Source organism: Leisingera aquaemixtae (genome assembly GCF_001458395.1).
In the GTDB taxonomy this organism is placed as follows: Bacteria; Pseudomonadota; Alphaproteobacteria; order Rhodobacterales; family Rhodobacteraceae; genus Leisingera; species Leisingera aquaemixtae.
This window is the reverse complement of sequence record NZ_CYSR01000010.1, coordinates 258,507-281,389: the sequence shown is the minus strand read 5'-3', so window position 1 is coordinate 281,389 and position 22,883 is coordinate 258,507. Positions and strand designations below refer to the sequence as shown.

Here is a 22,883-nt window from a genome sequence, read left to right as displayed (position 1 = left end):
GGTCAGCCTTTCACGTGCAGGATCACCCGCTGGGTGAATTCGGTGCCGTTCTTGGCCCGCGCCACCATGCGGATGTTCCAGTTGCCCGGACCCAGATCGGCCGGCGCAACATAGGCCTGGCCGTTAAAGGCGAACTCCGGCTGCTGATCGTCCTGCACATGGGTCGCCCGGCCCAGGGTGGCGGTCAGCTTGGCCACCTCCACCGGGTTGCCATCGGCATCGGTGATCTCCAGCTTGACCTGGTCCCCGGCTGAGGAGGCATAGACCGACCAGCCCAGCGCCTCCTGCGCGTTCCGGCGCTTGTCGAATTCCTGGCTGGCGACATAGGAGTTCTTCACCTCCAGCCCCGGAAAGGTCTTTACCGCGCTGACGGCCAGGGCGATATTCACCCCGATGATCACCGCAAAGGCGCCGCCGAACAGCATCAATGCGTGCTTGCCGGTAAATTCCCGTTCGCGCTTGGCCATGGTTCAGTTCCCCTTGCCGTTAAAGCTGGTGTCCTTATGGGCGCGTTCGCCGCTGTCCAGATCTTCCACCCAAATGCGCACCGGAGTCGAGGCCGCGTTGGACGGGGCAGCGTCCTTGGGCGTCACGATATAGACCCGCTGTAAGAGCGCGGTGTCGGCAGGCACTGCCACGGTTGTGCCATCGGTGCCCTCCAATGCGATCTGCATTGCCGGATCGCCCTTGATCGACAGCTGGAACGGGCGTTCCACGCCATGCTTGTTGCGCAGACGCACGTCGTAGGTGTTGCGGATCGAGCCGTCAGACAGCGTCACATAGGTCGGGTTGCGTTCCGGCGCCACGGTCAGCTCGATGTCGGAGCGGATGAACAAGGCAAACAGCAGCCCCAGGCCGACCAGCGACCACAAGGTGGTGTACATGATGGTGCGCGGGCGCAGGATGTGCTTCCAGATGTTCTTGGGCGGCTTGCCCTCGCGCTCCTCCGCCTCATCCGACAGCGCCATATAATCGATCAGGCCGCGCGGCTTGCCGATCTTGGCCATCACGTCGTCGCAGGCGTCGATGCACAGCGCGCAGGTGATGCATTCCATCTGCTGGCCGTCGCGGATGTCGATCCCCATCGGGCAGACGTTGACACAAGCCATACAGTCGATGCAGTCGCCGGGCCCTGCGGCCTCGGCAGTGCCGGTTGCGGCGGTAGGGTCCGCGTCCGGGGAGAGGCCGGGATACGGCGTGCCGGCATAAGCTGCCTGGCCAGGGCCTGCCGCCTGTGCGGCCTGCTCAGCCGCTTCCGCCTCGGCCTTGCTGCGGCGGCGGACGTTGCCCTTGCCGCGCGGCTCGCCACGCCATTCGCGGTAGCCGACGGTCAGCGTGTCCTCATCCATCATTGCCGCCTGGATGCGCGGCCAGGGGCAGGCGTAGATGCAGATCTGTTCGCGTGCAAAGCCGCCGAACAGGAAGGTTGTCGCGGTCAGCACCAGCATGGTGGTGTAGGCAACCGGATGCGCATTCAGCGTTACCAGATCATAAGCCAGCGTCGGCGCATCGGCGAAATAGAACACCCAGGCGCCGCCAGTGGCCAGCCCGATCAGGAACCAGGCCACCCATTTGGTGACCCGCAGCCGGATCTTGCGGAAATCGAGCTTTTTCTGCCGGTGCAGGCGCAGGCGGGCGTTGCGGTCGCCCTCGATCCATCGCTCCACCAGGATAAACAGATCGGTCCAGACGGTCTGCGGGCAGGCATAGCCGCACCAGACCCGGCCCAAAGCGGAGGTGAACAGGAACAGCCCCAGCCCCGCCATGATCAGCAGGCCAGCGACAAAATAGAATTCGTGCGGCCAGATCTCGATCCAGAAGAAATAGAACCGCCGGTTCGCCAGATCCAGCAGCACCGCCTGATCCGGCAGCGACGGCCCGCGGTCCCAGCGGATCCAGGGGGTCAGATAGTAAATCCCCAGCGTCACCGCCATGATGTACCACTTCAGGTTTCGGAAGGGTCCGGAGACGCGCCGGGGAAAAATCGGTTCCCTGGCGGCATACAGGCTCGGGGCTGGGTTGGAATCGCTCACGGACTCTCTCCGTCTTGTGGCTGTCTGGCGCCCTTGTCACAGATGCAAAGTGCCAGAACTTTGACGTGGATCAAAAAGCGTATCGGACAATCATGTTTTCACGCCCGGTACAGCGTCTTGTGAAGGCAAAAGGCCACCTATGCCTGCGTGCAGCGGCCTGCCAGAGGCAAGTTGCCGCAGCGCAGAGATTACGGCAATGCACAGCCGGTTTCCGTCGGGAAACAGCGGTTTCAGAACGGCTGCCGCTGCCGCCCGAGCCAGGCGATGAACTTGCGCGCCTCCGGGCGCAGCACGCCCGGGCGGGTGGCGATGTGGTAGCCGCGGCCCTCGCCTTCGGTGAACAGTGCCAGCAGCCGGCCTTCTGCCAGTTCCTCCTCGACAAAGGCGCGGACGCTGACCGCAACCCCCTGCCCGGCCTTCACCGCCTGCATCAGCAGGTTGCCCGGCAGCCGGGTGCGCGGGCCGCGCAGGCCTTCGCTGACGCCGCGCGATTGCAGCCAGAGGCCGGCCTCAGACGTGCCCAGCTCCTCCAGCCAAGGGAGATCCAGCAGATCCTCGGGCGCGCTCACCTGCCGCCCGCCCAAAAGCCCCGGCGCGGCAACCACCACCATCGGCGAGGCCAGCAGCATTTCCGTTTCCAGCCCCGGCCAGCTGCCGTCGCCGTAGCGCAGGGCGATGTCGATGCCGCCGGGCTTCAGCTCAACCAAGCTGCCCGTGGGGTCGAGCACCAGGTCAATCCCGGGATTGTCCGCCTGAAACCCCGGCAGCCGCGGCATCAGCCAGTGCGCGCCAAACATCGGCGTGCAGGTGACATGCAGCGGCCGGGCGGTGCCCGCTTGGGTGATTTCCTGCACAGCAGCCTGGATTGCGCCAAAGCCCAGCTGCAGCGCCCTTGCCAGATGCGCGCCCTCAGCAGTCAGCGCCAACGCCCGGCCGCTGCGGTCGAGCAGCGCCGCGCCCAGATGCGACTCCAGCGCCCTCAGCTGCTGGCTGATGGCAGCATGACTGACATTCAGCGCCGCGCCTGCCTGCACCACATTTCCCGCCTCCGCAAAGGCGGAGAAGGCCCGCAAAGACGCCAGCGGCGGCATGTGCAACCAATCCATATGTAATCTCAACTTACACAGTGCGATTTTTCTTAACTCGCAGGAATCGCCCGCTCGCGCAAGGATCAGGGACAGACAGCAGGATAGGAGGCTGACCCATGCTGACCGGTATCTACGCCCGCTCAATGCTGACCGCGACACGGCAGGACTGTGTGAAACTGCGCGATCTGCCCGCTGCCAAACCGCTGCCCCGCCCGCCCGGCGGGCTTGCCAAACTGTTGCGGCGGCTCATGCCGAAGCCGCGGAAAACGCGCTGCATCCATCCGCGGAGCATCTAGGCAAGCGCTGTTCAGGAAGAAAGAAAAAGCGCCGGTTTTCCAGGAAACGCGCGAACAGATCGGAAAACCGGCGCATGACCCGTTCGGCCTGCACGTCGGCCTAGCGGGATGTCATGCTGCTTTGGCGGGGATGTCTGCCAGGCAGCAATGTCTTTCACTTGCCTGTGTAGCGCGGTTCGCGGCGGCGCAGTTTGACACGGATCAAACAGCCGCAAAAATTTGCCCGTCTCCAGCAAAAAACTATTCTCAACCCATGGCCAACGTAGAAAACGGACAGGCAGACGCCGGGAACCGCGCTCCGCTGTCGGCGGCCGAGGTCGGCGCTTTGGCGCATTTGTACCGCGGCGAGGTTTACCGCAGCGTGATGTGGCGCACCCGGCTGGACATCACCACCAACTGGGCGGTGGTGACGCTGGGGGTTGCGCTGTCGATTTCCTATTCCTCGCCTGAAGCCTCGCCGCTGCCGCTGATCCTGGTCGGCATCCTGATCATCTTCTTCCTGATGCTGGAGGCGCGGCGCTACCGGTTCTACAACGTCTTCCGCGCCCGAGCCCGCTGGTTGGAGAAGCATTTCTACGCGCCGATGCTGCATGACGGCGACCTGCATCTGGAGGAAAACTGGCAGAAGGTGCTGGCGCAGGATTACAACCGGCCGGACTATCACATCAACCTGCTGCAATCGATCGGGCGGCGGATCAAGCGCAACTATCTGTGGGTGCTGCTGATCCAATCGCTGGCCTATGCCGGCAAGATCGCGGTCCATCCCCGCCCCATCGAGTCCTTTGATCAGGCGCTGGAGCGGGCGGAGATCGGCCCGCTGCCAGGCGGCGTGGTGATCGCGGCGGGCGTTCTCTATGTGGTGAGCTGGAGCTGCATTGCCATCTGGAGCAGCCTTTACGACCAGCAGGGGCTGGGCATCCACCCGCCGGCATCGGGGCGCAAGCCCAAGACCCTGGCGGATTCAGCGGCGGCTCAGGCCGCCGGCCAGAGCCACCAGAGATAGGCCGCATAGCCTGCCAGCAGCACCGCGCCTTCGCGCCGCGACACCCGCAGGCCGGTCCAGGCCAGCGCCAGGAAGCCCAAGGTCACCAGCACCATCACCGGGTTATCAAAGCCCGCAATCCGCCCCGGTACCTCAGAGGGCGCGATCAGGGCCGTTGCACCGCCGATCCCCATCAGGTTGTAGATGTTGGAGCCGATGATGTTGCCGAACGCCATTTCGCCCTGACGCCGCAGCGCCGCGGCGACAGAGGTCGCCAGTTCGGGCGCGGAGGTGCCCACGGCAACGATTGTCAGGCCGATCACCGTCTCGGAGACCGCCATCGAGCGCGCCAGCTCCACCGCGCCATCCACCAGCAGGCCGCCGCCGCCGATCACCAGGGCAAGCCCGGCCAGGGCGGTTGCCAGCGGCCGCCACAGAGGCAGCCTGGGCTGGCTTGCAGGCACAATCGCCGGATCGACGCCTTCCAGCGCGGCGGCCTTGTCATACAGCGCGCCGTGGTCTGCGGCGGGTGTCCGCTCCTGCCGGACGGCCAGCCAGATATAGGCAGCCAAAGCCAGGACAAAACCTGCCCCCGCGGCCCGGGTCACCGGCACCGTTGCGGCAAGTACGGCAAAGACCAGCGTCGCGGCCAGCATGACACCGCCGTCGCGCCGCAGTGCTGCCGACTGCACCGCCATCGGGGCAATCAGGGCGGAAACGCCGGCAATCAGCAGGATATTGGCAATGTTGGAGCCTGTGATGTTGCCATAGGCAATCCCCGGCGCCCCGGCCAGCGCTGCCCGCACCGACGTCACCAGCTCCGGCGCCGAGGTGCCAAAACCGACCAGCGTCAGCCCGATCACCAGCGGCGAGACGCCAAAACGCTCTGCCAAACGCACGGCGCCGCGCACCATAAACTCGCCGCCCAGGATCAGCAGACCAAGCCCGCTCAAAAGCGGCAGCCAAATATCAAACACGCAAAACCTTTCCGGAAATGCGCCATTGGGACTGCCAAGGGCGCGCAGACAGCGCCGCTGCTGCCTTCCCTTTGCGGCTCGGCGCAGAAACGTCTAGCGCGGAAGTGAGCGTTCTCCGCGCGGCTTTCAAGATGCGGCGGCGGTCATTTCTGCAAGCGGGAGAGGCAAGGCCGCCACAGGATCCGGGAGCCTGCCCGGACGCTCAGAACCTGCGCGGAATTTACGTTTCCTTATCGGCACTCGTGTAACGGTTCCCGGCATCACGCCTCTCCCATTGGCGGTGCAACCGCGAAAAATTGTTCCTAACGCGTGCCGACGCCCGCGCCAGATAGAAAGACAGATACAGCTCATGGCAATGCCAGACTGGGTAAAAGACCTTATCGCCAGCAAGAAAGGCACAAAAGGCGACGATTTGATGGACGGAACCACCGGTGACGACACGATCGACGCGGGTGCGGGCCAGGACACCGTCGCCGGTGAAGAAGGCAGCGACATTATTGATGCCGGTAAGGGCGATGACGTTGTCTATGGGGACATGGGCGACGGATTCGAGCAGGGCGCGGACGCCTCGCCGCTGGTGCTGGACATCAACAACATCCAAACGGTGTCGCACGACGGCTATACCGGGTCGGCGGGCGACTACGCCGTCTTCAGCGATATCGCCGTTCTGGAAGACGGCACCAGTGTCTGGGGCAGGCTGGTTCTGGTCGAAAAGTCCAACGATTACATGTCGGTGCAATTCGGGTACGACACTGGCGCGGAAATCCTGCTGAACGGCGATTCTCCCGGGGACCGGGCCACGTTCCGGCTGGAGTTCTTCGATCCCGCCACCGGAGAGCCGGTCTACCTGAACTCTACCGCCACCTTCAACGACGTTGATGACAACAGCAGCTATGGCGATGCCGAGGCGGTCATCATTGACGGCAACAGCTTCACCAGCTTCGGGGTAGCGGAGGACACCTCGCTTGGCACGGCAATTGACGGCAGCATGGTCACGGCCACCGGATCGGAGAAGAATGACTACACGGATCAGGACGCCTGGTTCTCCGCCGCCTTCGAAGACCGGTCCTCGATCGAGTTCACGCTGCAGACGCGCGACGGCCTGGCCGGTTTCACGCTGTCCGGCGATGTGATCGAAGATGCCGTTGTCACGCCCATCGAACAGGGCAACGACACCGTTCTGGCGGGGGATGGCAACGATGTGGTCTACGGCCAGGGGGGCAACGATGTCCTGTATGGCGAAGACGGCGACGACAGCATGGAAGGCGGCGCCGGTGACGACATCCTGGAAGGCGGCGCAGGCGCCGACACGCTGATTGGCGGCGACGGCGGCGACACTCTCTCCGGCGGCGATGGCGACGACTACATCGAAGGCGGCGCCGGCAATGACAGCCTGACCACGGGCCTCGGCAACGACACGCTGATCGGCGGCGAGGGCGACGACACCCTCAGAAACTCTGCCGGCGACGACAGCCTGGTCGGTGGCGTCGGCAATGACAGCATCATCGCGACCGACGGCAATGACACGCTGGAAGGCGGCGACGGCAACGACACCATGTACGGCGGCAATGACAACGACCTGCTGGTTGGCGGCGCCGGCGATGACCTGATGTATGGCGAAGCCGATGCCGACACCTTCAAGATGTCGGACGGGTTCGGCAATGACACCCTGGAAGGCGGGGAGGCGGGGAACGACTACGACACCGTCAACTTGTCCGATGTCACCACCGGCGTGACCGTTACCTACACCGGGGATGAGGCCGGCACGATCACCGACGGCACCGACACGATCACCTTTTCCGAGATCGAGTTGCTGAACCTGACGGATCAGGGCGACATCGTGAATGCCTCGGCTGACAGCGCCGGGGTGACGATCGACGCCGGCAAGGGCGACGACACCATCACTATGGGCGCCGGCGACGACCTGATCACAGGCGGCGAAGGCTATGACCAGCTGATACTGACCGGCGGCGGCGGCACCGACACCGTCAGCGACTTCAGTGTTGGCGATGACGACGCCGACGGCTTTTACAACGACCAGCTTGATGTGTCCGGGCTGACCGGCGGCACCGGCCCCGGCGGCGCCATCCGCGCCTGGGACGTTTCCGTCACCGACGACGGGTTCGGCAATGCGCTGCTGACATTCCCCACAGGCGAGAAACTGGTTCTGCAGGGGGTTGCACCGGCACAGCTCTCCACCGCGCCGCAGCTTTACTCCGCGGGCATCCCCTGCTTCACACCCAATGTTCTGCTGGCCACCCGGCGCGGTGCGGTCCCGGCCGGGCAAATCCAAGTGGGCGACATGCTGCAGACCGCTGACAACGGGTTCCAGCCGGTCATCTGGACCGGCAAGCGCACCCTCAGCCCGGCGGAACTCGCGCTGCGCCCTCATCTGCGGCCCTATTGCGTCCGCCCGGGCGGTCTGCTGCGGCCGGAACGGCCGATGCTGCTGTCGCCGCAGCACCGCCTGCTGACGGGGCGGCAGGCCTTTGACCGGGAAACCCCGTTCGGCGAAAGCTTCCTGTCCGCGAAACTGCTGGCGGAGATCGACCCGAACTGCTCCCGGCAGCCGGTTGCGGACGGCCCTGTCACCTATGTGCATCTGATGACAGAGCGGCACGAGGTGATCTTTGCCGAAGGCATCGCAACGGAAACCTTCTGGCCCGGACCCGAGGCAATGCGCGGGTTGTGCGCTGCGGACAAACGGGAGCTGTTCAGCCTGTTCCCCGAACTGGCGGCAGTTCACGGCCTGACAGGCGAACAGGGCCGGGAGCAGGTGCGCGGTGTCTACGGCGGCCTTGCCCGCCTGCCGCTCAAGCGGCGCGACCTGAAGGATCTGCGGGCCGCCTGATCCCAAGCCTTCCGGAGCGCCTTGCGCTTTGCCAGGGCCGGAGCGCAGCGCCGCGCCCGGCCCTTTTTGCGCCCTGCCCCTCCTGCTTGACCTGCTCCGGCAGCCAAGGCGCCGGCGCCTTTCTGATGGCCGCCTCTGTGGTGGTTCAGCGGAGCGGCTGCGCGGCTTCTCCTTGCGAACAGCCTGCCCGATAACGGAAAAGGGCCGCCCGATGGGCAGCCCTTTCCTAGGTCTTCTGCAACCCGGTCCGGCTTATTCGCCGCCGCCCAGCTGGTGGACATAGGCCGACACGGCGCGGATCTGCGCTTCGGTAAGGCGGGTGTTCCAGGCCGGCATCACGCCATAGCGCGAGTTGCTCACGGTCTCGGTCAGGGTGGCGTAGTCGCCGCCATAGAGCCAGATCGCGTCGGCCAGGTTCGGCGCCCCCTGCGCGCGGTCGCCGGTGCCGTCTTCCATGTGGCAGGAGGCACAGTTGTCAGCGAAGACAACCGACCCGGCCTCAACCTTGGAGGCGTCCTGCGGCTCACCCGACAGCGACATCACGTAGTTGACCACCTGGGAGATTTCTTCCTTCTCCAGAAGCTCATCGCGGCCGAAGGCAGGCATCTCGGAATAGCGCGCTTCATCGCTGTCCTCGTTGCGGATGCCGTGGGCCACCGTGGCGTGGATGTCCTCCACCGAGCCGCCCCAGAGCCAGTCGTCGTCCAAGAGGTTCGGGTAGCCCTTGGCGCCGGCAGCACCGGAGCCGTGGCACTGGGCGCACCAGGTCTTGAACACGGCGGAACCGGCAGAGACCGCATAGGTGTTCAGTTCCGTGTCGTCCGCGATGGCGACCAGCTCAGCCGCTTCCAGCTTGGCGTTGACCGGCGCGTTGGCTTCTTCCACCGACGCGATTTCAGCCGCCACGTCGCCGCGGGTGGACCAGCCCAGGATGCCTGCCGTGGCCGAGTTGACCAGCGGCCAGGCCGGATAGGCGATGGTGTAAAGAACACCCCAGATGATGGTGGCGTAGAAGGTCCACAGCCACCAGCGCGGCATCGGGTTGTCGAATTCCTCGATCCCGTCCCACTCGTGGCCGGTGGTCTTCGGATCGCCCTCGAACTTTTGCGATTTCTTGCTCATACCCTCGCCTCCTTAGTCGCGGCGGGTTTGTCGCCCCTGCGGGGCGCGGCTGTCTCGTCGCCCTTGCGGGGCGCAGGTGCATCGACGTGGCGGAACGGGATGTTTGCGGTATCCTCGTAAGCCTTGGTGCTGCCTGGGCGGAACGCCCAGACAATGATGCCGATGAAGACGGTGAACAGGAACAGCAGCATCCAGCTGTCTGCGAATTCCCTGAGGAGCGTATAGAGTTCCATCCTATCCTCCCTTACCGGCTTGCATCCGGGGTGAAGGTCGAGAAGTCGACCAGCGTGCCCAGCATCTGCAGGTAGGCGATCAGCGCATCGGCCTCGGAGACCCCCGGCTGACCATCGAAGTTGCGCACGTTGACCTTGTCGCCATAGCGCTCCAGCAGCCCGTCATAGTCGCTGTCCGGATCCGCCTGGGCGCGGAAGTCGGCCTGTGCGGTTTCGATCATGTCCTCGCTGTAGGGCGTGCCCAGCAGCGCGTTGGTGGCCATGATGTCGCCGATGTATTTGCCGTCGATCTTCTTGTCTTCGAGGAAGCCGTATTTCGGCATCACCGATTCCGGCACCACGGCCTGCGGGTCGCGCAGGTGGTCGACGTGCCAGTCATCCGAGTAACGGCCGCCCACCCGGGCCAGATCCGGCCCGGTCCGCTTGGAGCCCCACTGGAACGGACGGTCGTACATTGACTCCGCCGCCAGCGAGTAGTGGCCGTAGCGTTCGACCTCGTCGCGCATCGGACGGATCATCTGGCTGTGGCAGACATAGCAGCCTTCCCGGATGTAGACCTCGCGGCCCGCCAGTTCGAGCGGGGTGTAGGGACGCATGCCCTCCACCTCCTCGATGGTGTTTTCCAGGTAGAACAGCGGTGCAATCTGCACCAGTCCGCCGATGGTCACGACCAGGAAACTGCAGATCAGCAGGAGGGTCGCGTTGGTCTCGAGGATCTTATGTTTGTCGAGAATAGCCATTGCTCCGGCCCTCCTTATTCAGCCGGGACCTGAACCGACAGGCTGGCCTCTTTGGCCGGGGCCCGGCGGACGGTCATCCACAGGTTGTAGCACATGATGAGGGAGCCCGCGAGGAACATGCCCCCGCCCAGACCGCGCACCACATACATCGGGAACTTCGCTGCCACGGTGTCGGCAAAGGAGTTCACCAGGAAGCCGTTGGCGTCCACTTCGCGCCACATCAGGCCTTCCATGATACCGGTCACCCACATCGACGCGGCGTAAAGAACGATGCCGATGGTGGCGAGCCAGAAGTGCCAGGACACGAGGCTCAGCGAGTACAGGCGCTCACGCTTCCACAGCACCGGCACCAGATAGTACAGCGCGCCGAAGGTGATCATGCCGTTCCAGCCGAGCGCGCCGGAGTGCACGTGGCCAATGGTCCAGTCGGTGTAGTGCGACAGCGAGTTCACCGCGCGGATCGACATCATCGGGCCTTCGAAGGTGGACATGCCGTAGAAGCCGACGGAGATCACCATCATCCGGATCACCGGGTCGGTGCGCAGCTTGTCCCAGGCGCCAGACAGCGTCATCAGGCCGTTGATCATGCCGCCCCAGCTGGGCATCCACAGGATCACCGAGAACACCATGCCCAAGGTCGAGGCCCAGTCAGGCAGCGCGGTGTAGTGCAGGTGGTGCGGACCCGCCCAGATGTACAGGAAGATCAGCGCCCAGAAGTGGATGATCGACAGCTTGTAGGAGAACACGGGACGTTCGGCCTGCTTCGGGATGAAGTAATACATCATGCCCAGGAAGCCTGCGGTCAGGAAGAAGCCCACGGCGTTGTGGCCGTACCACCACTGCACCATCGCATCTTGCACGCCCGGCCAGACGATCACGGACTTGGAGCCCCAGATCGACACCGGGATGGTCGCGTTGTTGACCAGGTGCAGCATGGCAACGGTGACGATGAACGACAGGTAGAACCAGTTCGCCACGTAGATGTGGGGTTCCTTGCGCTTGATGATGGTGCCCAGGAAGACGGCCAGATAGGCGACCCAGACAATGGTCAGCCACAGGTCAACGTACCATTCCGGCTCCGCGTATTCCTTGGACTGGGTGCCGCCCAGCAGGTAGCCGGTTGCCGCCAGCACGATGAACAGCTGGTAGCCCCAGAACACGAACCACGCGAGGTTGCCGCCCCACAGGCGCGCGGCAGAGGTCCGCTGCACCACATAGAAGGAGGTTGCGATCAGAGCGTTGCCGCCAAATGCAAAAATCACTGCGGAAGTGTGCAGCGGGCGCAGACGGCCGAAATTGGCAAACCCTTGCGCCCAATCGAAATTCAGCGCCGGAAAGGCCAGCTGGAACGCAATGAAGGTCCCGGCCAGAAACCCGACCACGCCCCAAAGGGCGGTTGCAATTGCACCAGCGCGCACAACGCTGTCGAAATACTCATTTTCCACACCTGCAACTGCCTTTTTCGGCTCATTGGTGTGGCGCAAAGTATAGAGGAACAGCCCGCCAGCCACGATCATCACGATGACCGCATGCACCTGGTAAGCCAGATCCCGCGCGTAATTGGTACCGATCATCGCAAACAGCGTGACCAGACCAAGCGCTATCAGCTTGATATAGTTAGACATCTTGCGTCCCTTTGCCGTGCCCCCGCGAATCCTGCGGATACGGGGACGTTAATAGACCGCGCTCTTCTTGCAAAACGCGCCTCTCTCCTGCCTTGATCTGCATCAAGACGCTTCCCGCCGACATGTGACACTTCTTCCCGTGCTTTGAAAATCCCTTCGCCGGGGCCATGGGGGCCCGCGGCGCAGACCCCGCCGGGAGGTGTCATGTCCTACAAATCCTTGCTTACTGTCCTTACGGCTGCGGAAACCGCAACTGCGCCTCTGGCGCAAGTTGCGGCTTTGGCAGAGGAATTCGGTGCCCATGCCGATGCGCTCTGCCTCGGCGTCGACCGCACCCAGACAGGCTATTACTATGCAGGCGCCAATGCGATGGTGCTGCAGGAAACCCTGGCCCGCGCCCAGGAAGAGGCCGAAGCGATCCAGGCCGGCGCCGTGGAAACGCTGCAGCGCGCAGGCGTGCCTTTTGCCACCGACAGCGGTGTTGCGCAGATCGCGGACCTTGGCCGCCACGTGGCGCGCCACGCGCGGTTCTCCGACCTGGTGGTGCTGGGCAAGCCCTATGGCAAGGAGAAGCGCGCCGAGGCCGAGCCGATTGTCGAATCGGCCCTGTTCGAGGGCCGCGCACCGGTGCTTGTGGTGCCGGACAAGGGCGAGCCCCTGCGCCGGCCCAAGACAGTGCTGGTGGCCTGGAACGAGAGCATCGAGGCGATGACCGCGATCCGCAGGTCGCTGCCCTTCCTGACCGGTGCCGACTTGGTGCGCATTGCGGTCATCGACCCGCCGCAGCACGGGCCGGAACGCTCCGATCCGGGCGGCATGCTGGCGCAGATGCTCTCCCGCCACGGCGTCACCTGCGAGATCGACGTGCTGAGCAAGACGCTGACCCGGGTGTCGGACATCCTGAACCGCCATGCGGCCGATACAGCCGCTGACCTGATCGTGATGGGGGCATACGGCCATTCCCGCTTCCGCGAGGCCATTCTCGGCGGCGCCACCCGCAACATGCTGGAACAGGCGGCGGTCCCGGTGCTGATGGCGCATTGACGCCCTGGCCTTTCCAGCCGGATGAAGCGGCAAAAGGCGCCCCCGCAGGGCGCCTTTTCCAGTTCCGTGCGCCAGCAGCCTAACGGGCCTTGCGGATGAGGCCGATCAGGAACAGCAGGATCACCGCCCCGATCGTGGCATGGACCAGCGACCAGAAAAATCCGCCTCCCGCCGCAAAGCCCAGCGCCGGAAAGATCATCCCGGCCAGAAAGGCGCCGACCACGCCGACGATGATATTGCCCAGGAGGCCAAACCCCCGCCCCTGCATGATTTTGCCCGACAGCCACCCGGCCAAGGCTCCGATGATCAGCATCCCGATCAGGCTTCCAAACTGCATTGCCGCCTCCGTTTTTGTGGTGCTGCCAGTAGATCACAGTCCTTTTGCCGGGTCACGCCCTGGCTTCAGGTTGCCGGAGTCCGGATTTCTGCCAAACGCACCCCGTAGCACTCCCGCCCGTCGTCTGCCCTTCCTGTTGGAAGGGCTTCCTCCCGTTGGGCATGGCACCGCTGCGCGGTGCCGGGCCCAAGGCCGCCAGCGGGTCCGGCTCAGCCGGGTATGCGCGGGCGCGGGAGATCCCCGCCTGCCCTCTTGCATCAAACGGCTTAGGTCACGCGGGTTTGGCCGCAGCGCAGACCCGCGCCGACGGGCCGCCCGCAACCGGCGGCAGGTGAATCAGGGAATGCTCAGAATGCCGCCCGCGCCCTTAGCCCAGGAAGCCGCCGTCGCTGTCGTCGCCGGCCTCTTCCATCAGGCGGCGCATGTCGGGCACGGTCACATGCCGCTTGCCCTCCAGTTCGATGATGCCGTCCTTCTTGAGCGCCGAGATCTGGCGGCTCACGGTTTCCAGCGTCAGGCCCAGGTAATCGGCCATCGCCTCGCGGGTCAGCGGCAGGTCGAACACCATCCGGTTGGTGGCGCCGCCCGGCGTCAGAGTGGCATCGCGCCGCGCAATGATCGCCAGCAGGCTCGCGATCTTTTCGCGCGCGGTCTTGCGGCCCAGCACCAGCATCCACTCCCGCGCCGCGTCCAGCTCGTCCAGCGTCATCTCCAGAAGCCGGTGCGCAATATGCGGCGTGCGCTCCATCAGCTCCTCGAACGGCTTCTTGCGGAAGCAGCACATCACCACATCGGTGGTCGCTGCCACATCGTAGGCCGCGCCTTCGCGGCCGGGGCGGCCGACAAAATCGCTGGGCAGCAGCAACCCCACCATCTGGGTGCGCCCGTCCTCCATTGTCTGGGTCAGAGACGCAATGCCTGACACCACCGAGCCGACGAAATTCATCACGTCGCCCGACCAGATGATCGGCTGCCCCGCCTCATAGGTGCGGTAGTATTTGATGGCGTCCAGCTCCTCCAGCTCATCCGCATTGCAACGCGCGCAGACGGCACGGTGGCGGATCGGGCAGTCCCCGCATCTGGACTGTGACAGGATAGGAGCGTTCATTTCGGGGGTCCGGTTGATCTGGGTCAAGGATTGGGCTCGCGCGTACCCTTAACGGTAATGGAATGGATCAGAAAGCTCAATTGGCCAAACTCGGATTGTTTGACGCCAGAGTGCCGCGCTATACGAGTTATCCGACAGCGCCGCATTTTGGCAAAGCAACCGATTCCGCACAATTTTCCAATTGGATATCCAGTGTTCGCGCGGGCAGCAAAATTTCCTTGTATGTGCATGTGCCTTTCTGCCGCAGATTGTGCTGGTTCTGCGCTTGCCGCACCCAGGGCACCCAATCGGACGCGCCTGTAGCGGCCTATGTGGAGGTTCTGAAGGCGGAGATCGCCTTGCTCCGCCGGCAGCTGCCAGAGGGTATCACCCTGTCGCGCCTGCATTGGGGCGGCGGCACCCCGACCCTGCTGAACGCCAGCCAGATCCGGGATCTGGCCGCAGCGATTACCGGCGCATTCCCGCTGGCGCCTTATGCCGAGTTCTCGGTCGAGATCGACCCGAACGAGGTCGGCGACCGGCGCCTGGATGCGCTGGCCGGGGCGGGCATGAACCGCGCCTCTGTCGGAGTGCAGGATTTCGACAGCACCATTCAGCAGGCGATCGGCCGGATCCAGAGTTTCGAGACCACCAAGCGGGCCATCGACATGCTGCGGGCACACGGGATCGGCAGCCTCAATGCCGATATCCTGTTCGGGCTGCCGCATCAGACCCCGGAGCGAATGACCGAAAGCGTGCAGAAGCTGCTGTCGCTCACCCCCGACCGGGTGGCCGTCTACGGCTATGCCCATGTGCCCTGGATGGCTGGGCGCCAAAGCATGATCCGCTCCGACACGCTGCCGACGCCGGAGGCGCGGCTGGAACTGTTTGAGACCGCCCGCCAGCTGTTCCTGTGGGACGGCTACCGGGAGATCGGCATCGACCATTTCTCGCGGCCCGCGGACGGGCTGGCCATTGCCCAGCGCAGCGGCCGGTTGCGGCGCAATTTCCAGGGTTATACCGACGATCCCTCAGACGTGCTGATCGGCATCGGCGCCTCCGCCATCTCAAGGTTCCCGCAGGGCTACGCCCAGAACGCCCCAGGCACCTCGGATTACATCCGGGCCATCCGCGCAGGCCAGTTTGCCACCGTCCGCGGCCACGTCTTTCAGGACGAGGACTTGCTGCGGGCGCGTCTGATCGAAGCGCTGATGTGCGATTTCCGGATCTGCCGCCAAGAGATCCTGTCCCGCTTCGGAGTTTCTCCGGACCGTCTCGACGCGCTGCTGCGCAGCACCGCAGAGGCGTTTCCCGGCATGCTGGAGCTGTCGCCTGCGGGTCTGGCCATCATGCGGGAGGCCCGGCCGCTGACCCGGATGATCGCCCGCAGCCTTGATGCCTATGAACTGAGCAAAGCAGGGCACAGCCCGGCGATCTGAGGTCCCGGCCAGAGGTCCATATCGGTATCGATAGCTGGCGCAGGCTGCTGTCTGATTGCATAATGGATTTGCGTTCCGGGATTCCCCATCGCAGCGCAAACGCAGGCCTTTCCGCGTTTGCAAGCGTTGTTCCTCCCGGAACGCGACGAGGCTGCAGACGCAGCCGTTTCCAGCGGGCCGTTTCAACCCGCTCTGGTACTCGGGTACGGGACGGGACCGGAATTTCAGAACCGAACCATTTGAGAAAGGCCGGGATGCCAGTCCCGGCCTTTTCAAAAGTCCAGAAGGCCGGACCTGACGGCAATCGCCAGCGCCTCCTCGCGCGTCTTCGCGCCCAGTTTGCGGCGGGCGGACAACAGGGTCTTTCGGACGGTGACCTCAGCGATTCCCAGTTCGTGCGCGATGCGGGTGTTCAGATAACCCGCGGCCAGCAAGGCCAGCATCTGTTTTTCCCGGCTCGACAGAGCGCTGCCTCGATCCTGAGCGGGGAAGGCCGGATACTCTTCCCCAAAGCCCGGCGCGCCGATAAAGGCAGCAACAGCCGTTCCTGCCTGCCGGATCTTCTCAAACTGCTCCGCGGTGAACTCCGATGCTGTTTCCCCAGCACAAAACACGACCGTCTTGCTGGTGCCCGGACAAGCCCCCGCAAACCGCATCGCATACCCCAAGGTGTAGCCCATATCCCAGGTCGTCCAATTGAAGTCCAAATGCCGCTGGCTTGGCGCCGTTGCGCGCTCCAGCGTGCCGGTTACGTGCAGCGACGGGTAGAACGGCAGACCGATTCCCGAAACAAACTGGTCCACCTCGTAGAATTTCTGCTGCGCATATTCGGCAAGGAATGCCCGGGTCATGCTGCTTCTCAGCCAAAGCAGCCTGCGGGTTTTTATTTCAACTTCCGCCACGTTCAGCGCAATAGCTCCGAGCGAGGCCATCACCTCGTTTGCAATACGCCACCTGTCAGCGCTGGTCCGTGCTGACATGAATCTTTCATAAAGATCCATTCCACTCTTTTGCATGGCGGTATTTTTGCATAATTTTACGCAGTTTTAAACTGATTATAATTTATGCACTCTATGCGCGCACCGTTAGCGCCGATTATACCCGCAACCCCAAGAGTTTATCCGGCGGCGGCCAAAAGCCTTCTGGTATAGTCCTGCTGCGGGTTGCGGAACAGGGAATCTGCAGGCCCGGCTTCGACCACATCGCCCTGGTTCATCACCAGCACACTGTGCGACATTGCCCGCACCACATTCAGGTCATGGCTGATGAACAGATACGCCAGCCCGTAGCGCGCCTGCAGATCGCGCAGCAGTTCGACAATCTGCACCTGTACCGTCATGTCCAGTGCCGAGGTCGGCTCATCCAGCACCACCAGCTTGGGCCGCAGCACCATGGCGCGGGCAATGGCGATGCGCTGGCGCTGGCCGCCGGAGAACTCATGCGGGTAACGGTCCATTGCCGCCGGGTCCAGCCCCACCTCGCGCATCACCTCGGCCACCAGTTCGCGGGTGTCGCGGTGCTGGTCCACCTTGTGGATCGCCAGCCCCTCCGCGATGATCTGGGCGCAGGTCATCCGCGGGCTGAGCGAGCCGAACGGATCCTGAAACACAATCTGCATATCCTTCCGCAGTTTGCGCAGGTCGCGGGTCGACCATTTCCGCAGGTCCTGGCCCTGAAAAGTGACCTGCCCCTCAGAGCCGATCAGCCGCATGATCGCCAGCGCCAGCGTGGTCTTGCCGGAGCCGCTCTCGCCGACGATCCCCAGCGTCTCGCCCGCGCGGACCGAGACTGTGACCGGGTTCACCGCCTTCACATGGCCCACGGTGCGTTTCAGCAGCCCCCGCTGGATCGGGAACCAGACCTTGAGATCACGGGTCGCAACCAGCTCTTCGGCGCCCTGCGGCACCGGCGGCGGGGTCCCGGACGGTTCGGCGGCCAGCAGTTTCTGCGTGTAGGGGTGTGTTGGGGCGGCAAAGATCTCCGCCGCCGGCCCCTCCTCGACAATCTCGCCGTCTTTCATCACGCAGACCCGGTCGGCAATGCGGCGCACGATGCCAAGGTCGTGGGTGATGAACAGCAGCCCCATGCCCTCGCTTTCCTTCAGCTCCGCCAGCAGGTCGAGGATCTGCGCCTGGATGGTCACGTCCAGCGCCGTGGTCGGCTCGTCCGCAATCAGGATGTCGGGCTTGTTGGCGAGCGCCATGGCGATCATCACCCGCTGCCGCTGTCCGCCCGACAGCTGATGCGGATAGGCGTTGAGCCGGCTTTCCGCATCGCGGATGCCAACCTTGTCCATCAGTTCCAGGATACGCACCCGCGCCGCTTTGCCGGTCAGCCCCTGGTGCAGCGCCAGCGACTCCTCAAGCTGCCGTTCGATGGTGTGCAGCGGGTTGAGAGAGGTCATCGGCTCCTGGAAGATGAAGCTGATGTCATTGCCGCGCACCCGCATCAGGTGCTTTTTACTGGCCCCGACCATCTCGGTGCCGTCATAGGTGACGGAGCCTTCGACGATGGCGCTGTCGCCCAGCAGAGAGACTGTGGACAGCGCCGAGACCGATTTTCCGGAGCCCGACTCGCCCACCAGCGCCACGGTCTCGCCGCGGCCCACCGAGAAGGACACGCCGCGCACGGCCGGGGTGATCTTGCCGTCCTGCCGGAAGGAGACGCGGAGGTCTTTGACGTTCAGGAGGGGGGCTTTGGGTGTGTTGCTCATTATGTTTTGCCTCTGGCACGCCGCTCGAAACCCGGGCCGCTTGCGGCCCGGGTCGCGCCTGCCTGCCCCCCGGCAGGCGCGACCCTGGTATTTTTCTCAATCATGAAAACGTCTTCCTCGGATCGAACGCATCCCGCACGCCCTCAAAGATGAACACCAGCAGCGACAGCATGATCGCGAAGGTGAAGAACGCGGTGAACGCCAGCCAGGGCGCTTCAAGGTTCTGCTTGGCCTGCAGCGTCAGCTCACCCAAGCTGGGCGCCGAGGACGGCAGGCCGAAGCCCAGGAAATCCAGCCCCGCCAGAGCCGAGATGGTGCCGGTCACGATGAACGGCAGCATGGTCAGCGTCGCCACCATCGCATTGGGCAGCATGTGGCGGAACATGATGGTCGTGTTGCCAACCCCCAGTGCCTTGGCCGCGCGAACGTATTCCAGATTGCGGGCGCGCAGGAACTCGGCCCGGACCACGCCAACCAGCGCGGTCCAGCCGAACAGCACCATCAGGAACACCAGCAGCCAGAAACTGCGCCCCAGGATCGCAAACATGATGATGATCACATAAAGCGTCGGAGTGGAGCTCCAGATCTCGATGATGCGCTGGAACACCAGATCCAGCCAGCCGCCGAAATACCCCTGCACCGCGCCCGCGAGGATGCCCAGCACCGTGGCGGCGCCGGTCACGATCAGGGTGAACAGGATCGACAGGCGGAAGCCGTGGATCACCCGCGCCAGCACATCGCGCTTGGTGTCATCGGTGCCCAAAAGGTTCTGGCCATTGGGCGGCAGCGGTGCCGCGCCGGGGCGGTCGACGGTGGTGTTGAAGCTGTAGGGGATCGGCGGCCAGAGGGTCCAGCCTTCCTCGAACCCATCGGCGGCATAGGTGCCTGTAGCAATCTCCTCAAGGATCACTTCAGGCTCATCAAAGCAGTCCTCGATCCCGCCGGAGCGGATCAGGCATTCCACTTCCGGGTCGCTGTAAATCGCCTCGGTCCGGAAGTCGCCGCCGAATTGGGTCTCCGGGTAGAACTTGAAGACCGGCGTGTAAAGCTCGCCACGGTAGCTTACGAGGATCGGCTTGTCGTTTGCGATGAACTCGGCAAACAGCGATAGCGTGAACAGCACCGAAAAGATGATCAGCGACCAGAAGGCGCGCTTGTTTTTGCGGAAATTGTTCCAGCGGCGCTGGTTCAGCGGGGAGAGCGCCATTCCTCAGCCCTCCCGCTTTTCAAAGTCGATGCGCGGATCGACCAGCACATACATCAGGTCGGAGATGATGCCGACAACCAGGCTCATCAGGCCGAAGATGAACAGCGTGCCGAAGATCACCGGGTAATCCCGCGCCACCGCGGCCTCGAACCCCAGCCGCCCCAAGCCGTCGAGCGAGAAGATCGTCTCGATGATCAGCGAGCCGGAGAAGAAGATGCCGATGAACACCGACGGGAAGCCCGCGATCACGATCAGCATCGCGTTGCGGAACACATGGCCGTACAGCACCCGGTTCTCGCTCAGGCCCTTGGCGCGCGCTGTCATCACGTATTGCTTCTTGATCTCATCCAGGAAGGAGTTCTTGGTCAGCAATGTCAGCGTCGCAAAGGCGCCGATGGTCGAGGCCAGCACCGGCAGCGCGATATGCCAGAAGTAATCGCCGATCTTGCCCAGCAGGCTCAGCTGTTCCCAATTGTCCGACGTCAGCCCGCGCAGCGGGAAGATCTGCCAATAGGAGCCGCCGGCAAACAGCACCAGCAGCATGATGGCAAACAGGAAGGACGGGATCGCATAGGCGGCAATGATCACGCCGCTGGTCCAGGTGTCAAAGCGCGAACCGTCCCCCAGCGCCTTGCGGATGCCCATCGGGATCGAGATCAGATAGGCGATCACCGTCGACCACAGGCCGAGCGAAATCGACACCGGCATCTTTTCCAGCACCAGGTCTGTCACGTCGATCTTGCGGAAATAGCTCTCTCCGAAGTCGAACTGCACATAGTTCCACAGCATCGTCAGAAACCGCTCCAGGGGCGGCTTGTCGAGGCCGAACTGCTGCTCCAGTTCCTTGATCAGCTCCGGCGGCAGGCCCTGGCGGCCGGCATAGTTCTCATTGGCGCTGATCGCCTCGGTGCCGGCGTCGCCGCCGCCGCCGGCAAAGCCCTCAAACACGTCGCCGCCGCCTTCCAGCTGGGCGATGATCTGCTCCACGGGGCCGCCGGGCACAAACTGCACCAGCGCAAAGTTCACCAGCAGGATGCCGAACAGCGTCGGTATCACCAAAAGCAGGCGTCGGAAGATATAAGCTGCCATGTCTGTGTCTTACCGCAGAGCGCCAGCGGCCTTAAGCTCGGCCTCCCGGGCGGCGTCGATCCACCACAGATCCAGCATCCCCGTGTTATACGGCGGCAGGTTTTCCGGGTGGCGGTACATGTCCCAATAGGCGATCCAGTTCACGTCCAAGTACCAGGTCGGCACCATGAACCGCTTGGCGCGCAGCACCCGGTCCAGCGCGCGGGCGTTGGCGCGCAGCTCCTCCTGGGTGGTGGCGTTGACGATATTGCCGATCAGCGTATCCACTGCCGGATCGGCCAGACCTGCCGGGTTGAACACGGAATACTCATGCGCCTCGGAGCCGAAGTACTGATAGAGACCGGTCGAGGGCTCCAGCGACATCGGATAGGCATGGGAGATCATGTCGAACTCTTTTTCCCGGCGGCGGCTGGTGTATTGGGCGTAGTCCACCCGGTTCAGCACCGCATCCACCCCCATAGAGCGCAGGTTGCTGATATAGGGCTGCACGATCCGCTCGATGGTCGGGCTGTCGGCGAGGAATTCGACCTTCAGCACTTTGCCTTCGGCGTTGCGGCGCACCCCGTCATCGCCAACCGTCCAGCCGGCCTCTTCCAGCAGCTTCATCGCCCGGCGCAGGTTCTTGCGGTCGCCCGGACGCGACTCCATTGAGCTATGCGCCATCACCGGTTCCGAGGTCAGGACTGACGGGTCGATCTGATCGCCCAGCGCCTCCAGCACCTCTTTCTCGCGGCCTTCCGGAAGCCCCTTGGCCGCAAGCGGAGAGTCCTGCCAGAAGGACGAGCGGTGGCGGAACAGCCCGTATTGCAGGCTATCGTTGGTCCATTCGAAGTTGAACGCCAGCTGCAGCGCCTCGCGCACGCGGATGTCCTGGAACTTGGGTTTCAGCAGGTTCATCACAAACCCGTTCGCGGCCGGCACGTTGCCGTCGGGGATTTCACCCTTGACCACCTGGCCCTTTTCCACCGCGGCAAAATCATAGGCGGTTGCCCAGCTCTTGGAGTTGTTTTCCGGCCGCAGGGTATAGACCCCCGCCTTGAACCCTTCCATCGCGGCAATTGCGTCGCCGAAATACTCCACCCGGATGCGGTCATAGTTGTGGCGGCCCGCATTCACGTTCAGGTCCGCGCCCCAATAATCGGGGTTCCGCTTGTAGGTGATGCGCTGGTTCACCTCGGCGCTTTCCAGCATGTAGGGGCCGGAGCCGATGCCCGGATCCAGCCGCGGCTCATCCAGGCGGCGGTTCTCCGGGTCAGCCTCGAACCAGGCCTTGGAGAACACCGGCGTGCCGCCCACCTGGGTGATCATCGCCCGGCGCGGGAAGTCCGGGCTGAAATGGAACTTCACCCGGTGCGGGTCCAGGGCCTCGGCCTTGGGAATGCGTTTGCGCACCGCCTCGGCATAGGATTTCAGCCCCTGGTCCAGCAGGATGTTGTGGGAAAACACCACGTCATCGGCAGTGACCGGGGTGCCGTCGGAAAATTTTGCTTCAGGCCGCAGGTTGAAGATCACCCAGTCCTGGCTCTCGGGGTATTCCAGGCTCTCGGCAATCAGCCCGTAGTAGGAGCCCGGCTCATCATAGGATTCCACCAGCAGGCTTTCGAAATGGTCCGAAGACAGCGCCCCGGCCCGCCCCTTGCGGGTGAAGGGGTTCATGCTGTCAAACGTGCCGACAGCAGAAATCGACAGCTCGCCGCCCTTGGGCGCCTCCGGGTTCACGTAATCGAAACGGGTAAAGCCTTCCGGGTATTTCAGCTCACCGAATTCGGCGAAGCCGTGGCTTTTGATGACGGTTTCTTCCGCCTTGGCCAGCGTGGCCGCCGCCAGTGCCAGAACAAACCCCAAGGCCAGCGCCGCCGCGGCCTGCAGCGGGTTCGCCCTGTCTTTCACGCGCACGCGTGCCGCAGCTCGAGCGGTTTTCATCTGCCATGACCTCCTTTGCCCGGAACTTCGGCCCGGATTTCTGCCCTCAAGCTAATGTCCGGGGGCGGTAACATTCAAGTTGAGAATGGGTGATTGG

General features: G+C 63.9%; 20 protein-coding genes. 5 read left to right on the top strand and 15 right to left on the bottom strand.

All coding sequences use genetic code 11. The features are described 5' to 3' along the window. Positions 1 to 2: 2 nt before the first annotated feature. The 3 genes from PHA8399_RS05090 to PHA8399_RS05080 form a co-directional block, all read right to left on the bottom strand. Positions 3 to 467, bottom strand: coding sequence for a FixH family protein (locus PHA8399_RS05090; RefSeq protein ID WP_058285101.1), 465 nt, complete (start codon positions 465 to 467; stop codon positions 3 to 5). A gap of 3 nt (positions 468 to 470) precedes the next feature. Beyond that, on the bottom strand, positions 471 to 2,033 hold the full coding sequence (ccoG, locus tag PHA8399_RS05085) for a cytochrome c oxidase accessory protein CcoG (protein ID WP_244270154.1): 1,563 nt from the start codon (positions 2,031 to 2,033) through the stop codon (positions 471 to 473). 230 nt (positions 2,034 to 2,263) lie between these two features. Continuing rightward, positions 2,264 to 3,139, bottom strand: a complete 876-nt coding sequence (locus PHA8399_RS05080) for a LysR family transcriptional regulator (RefSeq protein WP_058285099.1) — start codon at positions 3,137 to 3,139, stop codon at positions 2,264 to 2,266. Between the two features lie 98 nt (positions 3,140 to 3,237). On the opposite strand from PHA8399_RS05080, the gene PHA8399_RS05075 reads away from it, so the two are divergent. Further along, the gene (locus PHA8399_RS05075) at positions 3,238 to 3,417 is read left to right on the top strand and encodes a hypothetical protein (RefSeq protein ID WP_058285098.1); all 180 of its coding nucleotides are present in this window, start codon (positions 3,238 to 3,240) and stop codon (positions 3,415 to 3,417) included. Between the two features lie 253 nt (positions 3,418 to 3,670). Next, positions 3,671 to 4,420 carry a DUF2270 domain-containing protein gene (locus PHA8399_RS05070; RefSeq protein WP_058285097.1) on the top strand — a complete coding sequence of 250 codons (750 nt, stop codon included), beginning with the start codon at positions 3,671 to 3,673 and terminating at the stop codon, positions 4,418 to 4,420. Here PHA8399_RS05070 and PHA8399_RS05065 read toward each other — a convergent pair. Next, positions 4,390 to 5,376, bottom strand: a complete 987-nt coding sequence (locus PHA8399_RS05065; protein ID WP_058285096.1) for a calcium/sodium antiporter — start codon at positions 5,374 to 5,376, stop codon at positions 4,390 to 4,392. The genes PHA8399_RS05070 and PHA8399_RS05065 overlap by 31 nt on opposite strands. Positions 5,377 to 5,725: 349 nt before the next feature. Here PHA8399_RS05065 and PHA8399_RS05060 point away from each other — a divergent pair, with 349 nt between their 5' ends. Continuing rightward, complete coding sequence (locus tag PHA8399_RS05060) at positions 5,726 to 8,227, top strand: Hint domain-containing protein (protein WP_058285095.1); 2,502 nt, start codon at positions 5,726 to 5,728, stop codon at positions 8,225 to 8,227. A 252-nt stretch (positions 8,228 to 8,479) separates the two neighbouring features. On the opposite strand, the gene ccoP is transcribed toward PHA8399_RS05060, so the two are convergent. Genes ccoP through ccoN form a run of 4 tightly spaced genes read right to left on the bottom strand, consistent with a single transcriptional unit; the run spans position 8,480 to position 11,947 of the window. After that, on the bottom strand, positions 8,480 to 9,349 hold the full coding sequence (gene ccoP, locus PHA8399_RS05055; protein WP_058285094.1) for a cytochrome-c oxidase, cbb3-type subunit III: 870 nt from the start codon (positions 9,347 to 9,349) through the stop codon (positions 8,480 to 8,482). Then, positions 9,346 to 9,582, bottom strand: a complete 237-nt coding sequence (locus tag PHA8399_RS05050) for a CcoQ/FixQ family Cbb3-type cytochrome c oxidase assembly chaperone (protein WP_058285093.1) — start codon at positions 9,580 to 9,582, stop codon at positions 9,346 to 9,348. Before PHA8399_RS05050 ends, ccoP begins: the two co-directional genes overlap by 4 nt. Before the next feature lie 11 nt (positions 9,583 to 9,593). Continuing rightward, positions 9,594 to 10,322 (bottom strand): cytochrome-c oxidase, cbb3-type subunit II, encoded by a 729-nt coding sequence (gene ccoO / locus PHA8399_RS05045; protein ID WP_058285092.1) that lies wholly within the window; start codon positions 10,320 to 10,322, stop codon positions 9,594 to 9,596. A gap of 14 nt (positions 10,323 to 10,336) precedes the next feature. Continuing rightward, positions 10,337 to 11,947 (bottom strand): cytochrome-c oxidase, cbb3-type subunit I, encoded by a 1,611-nt coding sequence (gene ccoN / locus PHA8399_RS05040; RefSeq protein WP_058285091.1) that lies wholly within the window; start codon positions 11,945 to 11,947, stop codon positions 10,337 to 10,339. Positions 11,948 to 12,151: 204 nt separating this feature from the next. Between ccoN and PHA8399_RS05035 the strand changes: the two genes are divergently transcribed. Next, positions 12,152 to 12,991 (top strand): universal stress protein, encoded by an 840-nt coding sequence (locus PHA8399_RS05035; protein WP_058285090.1) that lies wholly within the window; start codon positions 12,152 to 12,154, stop codon positions 12,989 to 12,991. Between the two features lie 79 nt (positions 12,992 to 13,070). Here PHA8399_RS05035 and PHA8399_RS05030 read toward each other — a convergent pair whose 3' ends face one another. Both PHA8399_RS05030 and fnrL read right to left on the bottom strand, forming a co-directional pair. Then, the gene (locus PHA8399_RS05030; RefSeq protein ID WP_058285089.1) at positions 13,071 to 13,328 is read right to left on the bottom strand and encodes a GlsB/YeaQ/YmgE family stress response membrane protein; all 258 of its coding nucleotides are present in this window, start codon (positions 13,326 to 13,328) and stop codon (positions 13,071 to 13,073) included. A 367-nt stretch (positions 13,329 to 13,695) separates the two neighbouring features. Then, positions 13,696 to 14,436, bottom strand: coding sequence for a transcriptional regulator FnrL (gene fnrL / locus PHA8399_RS05025; protein ID WP_058285088.1), 741 nt, complete (start codon positions 14,434 to 14,436; stop codon positions 13,696 to 13,698). A gap of 62 nt (positions 14,437 to 14,498) precedes the next feature. Here fnrL and hemN point away from each other — a divergent pair, with 62 nt between their 5' ends. Beyond that, complete coding sequence (gene hemN / locus PHA8399_RS05020; protein WP_058285087.1) at positions 14,499 to 15,854, top strand: oxygen-independent coproporphyrinogen III oxidase; 1,356 nt, start codon at positions 14,499 to 14,501, stop codon at positions 15,852 to 15,854. Positions 15,855 to 16,126: 272 nt separating this feature from the next. On the opposite strand, the gene PHA8399_RS05015 is transcribed toward hemN, so the two are convergent. The 5 genes from PHA8399_RS05015 to PHA8399_RS04995 all read right to left on the bottom strand — a co-directional run bounded on the left by PHA8399_RS05015 (position 16,127) and on the right by PHA8399_RS04995 (position 22,786). After that, positions 16,127 to 16,855, bottom strand: coding sequence for a helix-turn-helix domain-containing protein (locus PHA8399_RS05015; protein ID WP_058285086.1), 729 nt, complete (start codon positions 16,853 to 16,855; stop codon positions 16,127 to 16,129). 116 nt (positions 16,856 to 16,971) lie between these two features. Further along, the gene (locus PHA8399_RS05010) at positions 16,972 to 18,567 is read right to left on the bottom strand and encodes an ABC transporter ATP-binding protein (protein ID WP_058285085.1); all 1,596 of its coding nucleotides are present in this window, start codon (positions 18,565 to 18,567) and stop codon (positions 16,972 to 16,974) included. A gap of 100 nt (positions 18,568 to 18,667) precedes the next feature. Continuing rightward, positions 18,668 to 19,774: an ABC transporter permease gene (locus tag PHA8399_RS05005; protein WP_058285084.1), complete on the bottom strand. Its 1,107-nt coding sequence runs from the start codon at positions 19,772 to 19,774 to the stop codon at positions 18,668 to 18,670. Positions 19,775 to 19,777: 3 nt separating this feature from the next. Further along, complete coding sequence (locus tag PHA8399_RS05000) at positions 19,778 to 20,863, bottom strand: microcin C ABC transporter permease YejB (protein ID WP_058285083.1); 1,086 nt, start codon at positions 20,861 to 20,863, stop codon at positions 19,778 to 19,780. Between the two features lie 9 nt (positions 20,864 to 20,872). Beyond that, positions 20,873 to 22,786 carry an extracellular solute-binding protein gene (locus tag PHA8399_RS04995; RefSeq protein ID WP_058285082.1) on the bottom strand — a complete coding sequence of 638 codons (1,914 nt, stop codon included), beginning with the start codon at positions 22,784 to 22,786 and terminating at the stop codon, positions 20,873 to 20,875. Positions 22,787 to 22,883: the final 97 nt, after the last annotated feature.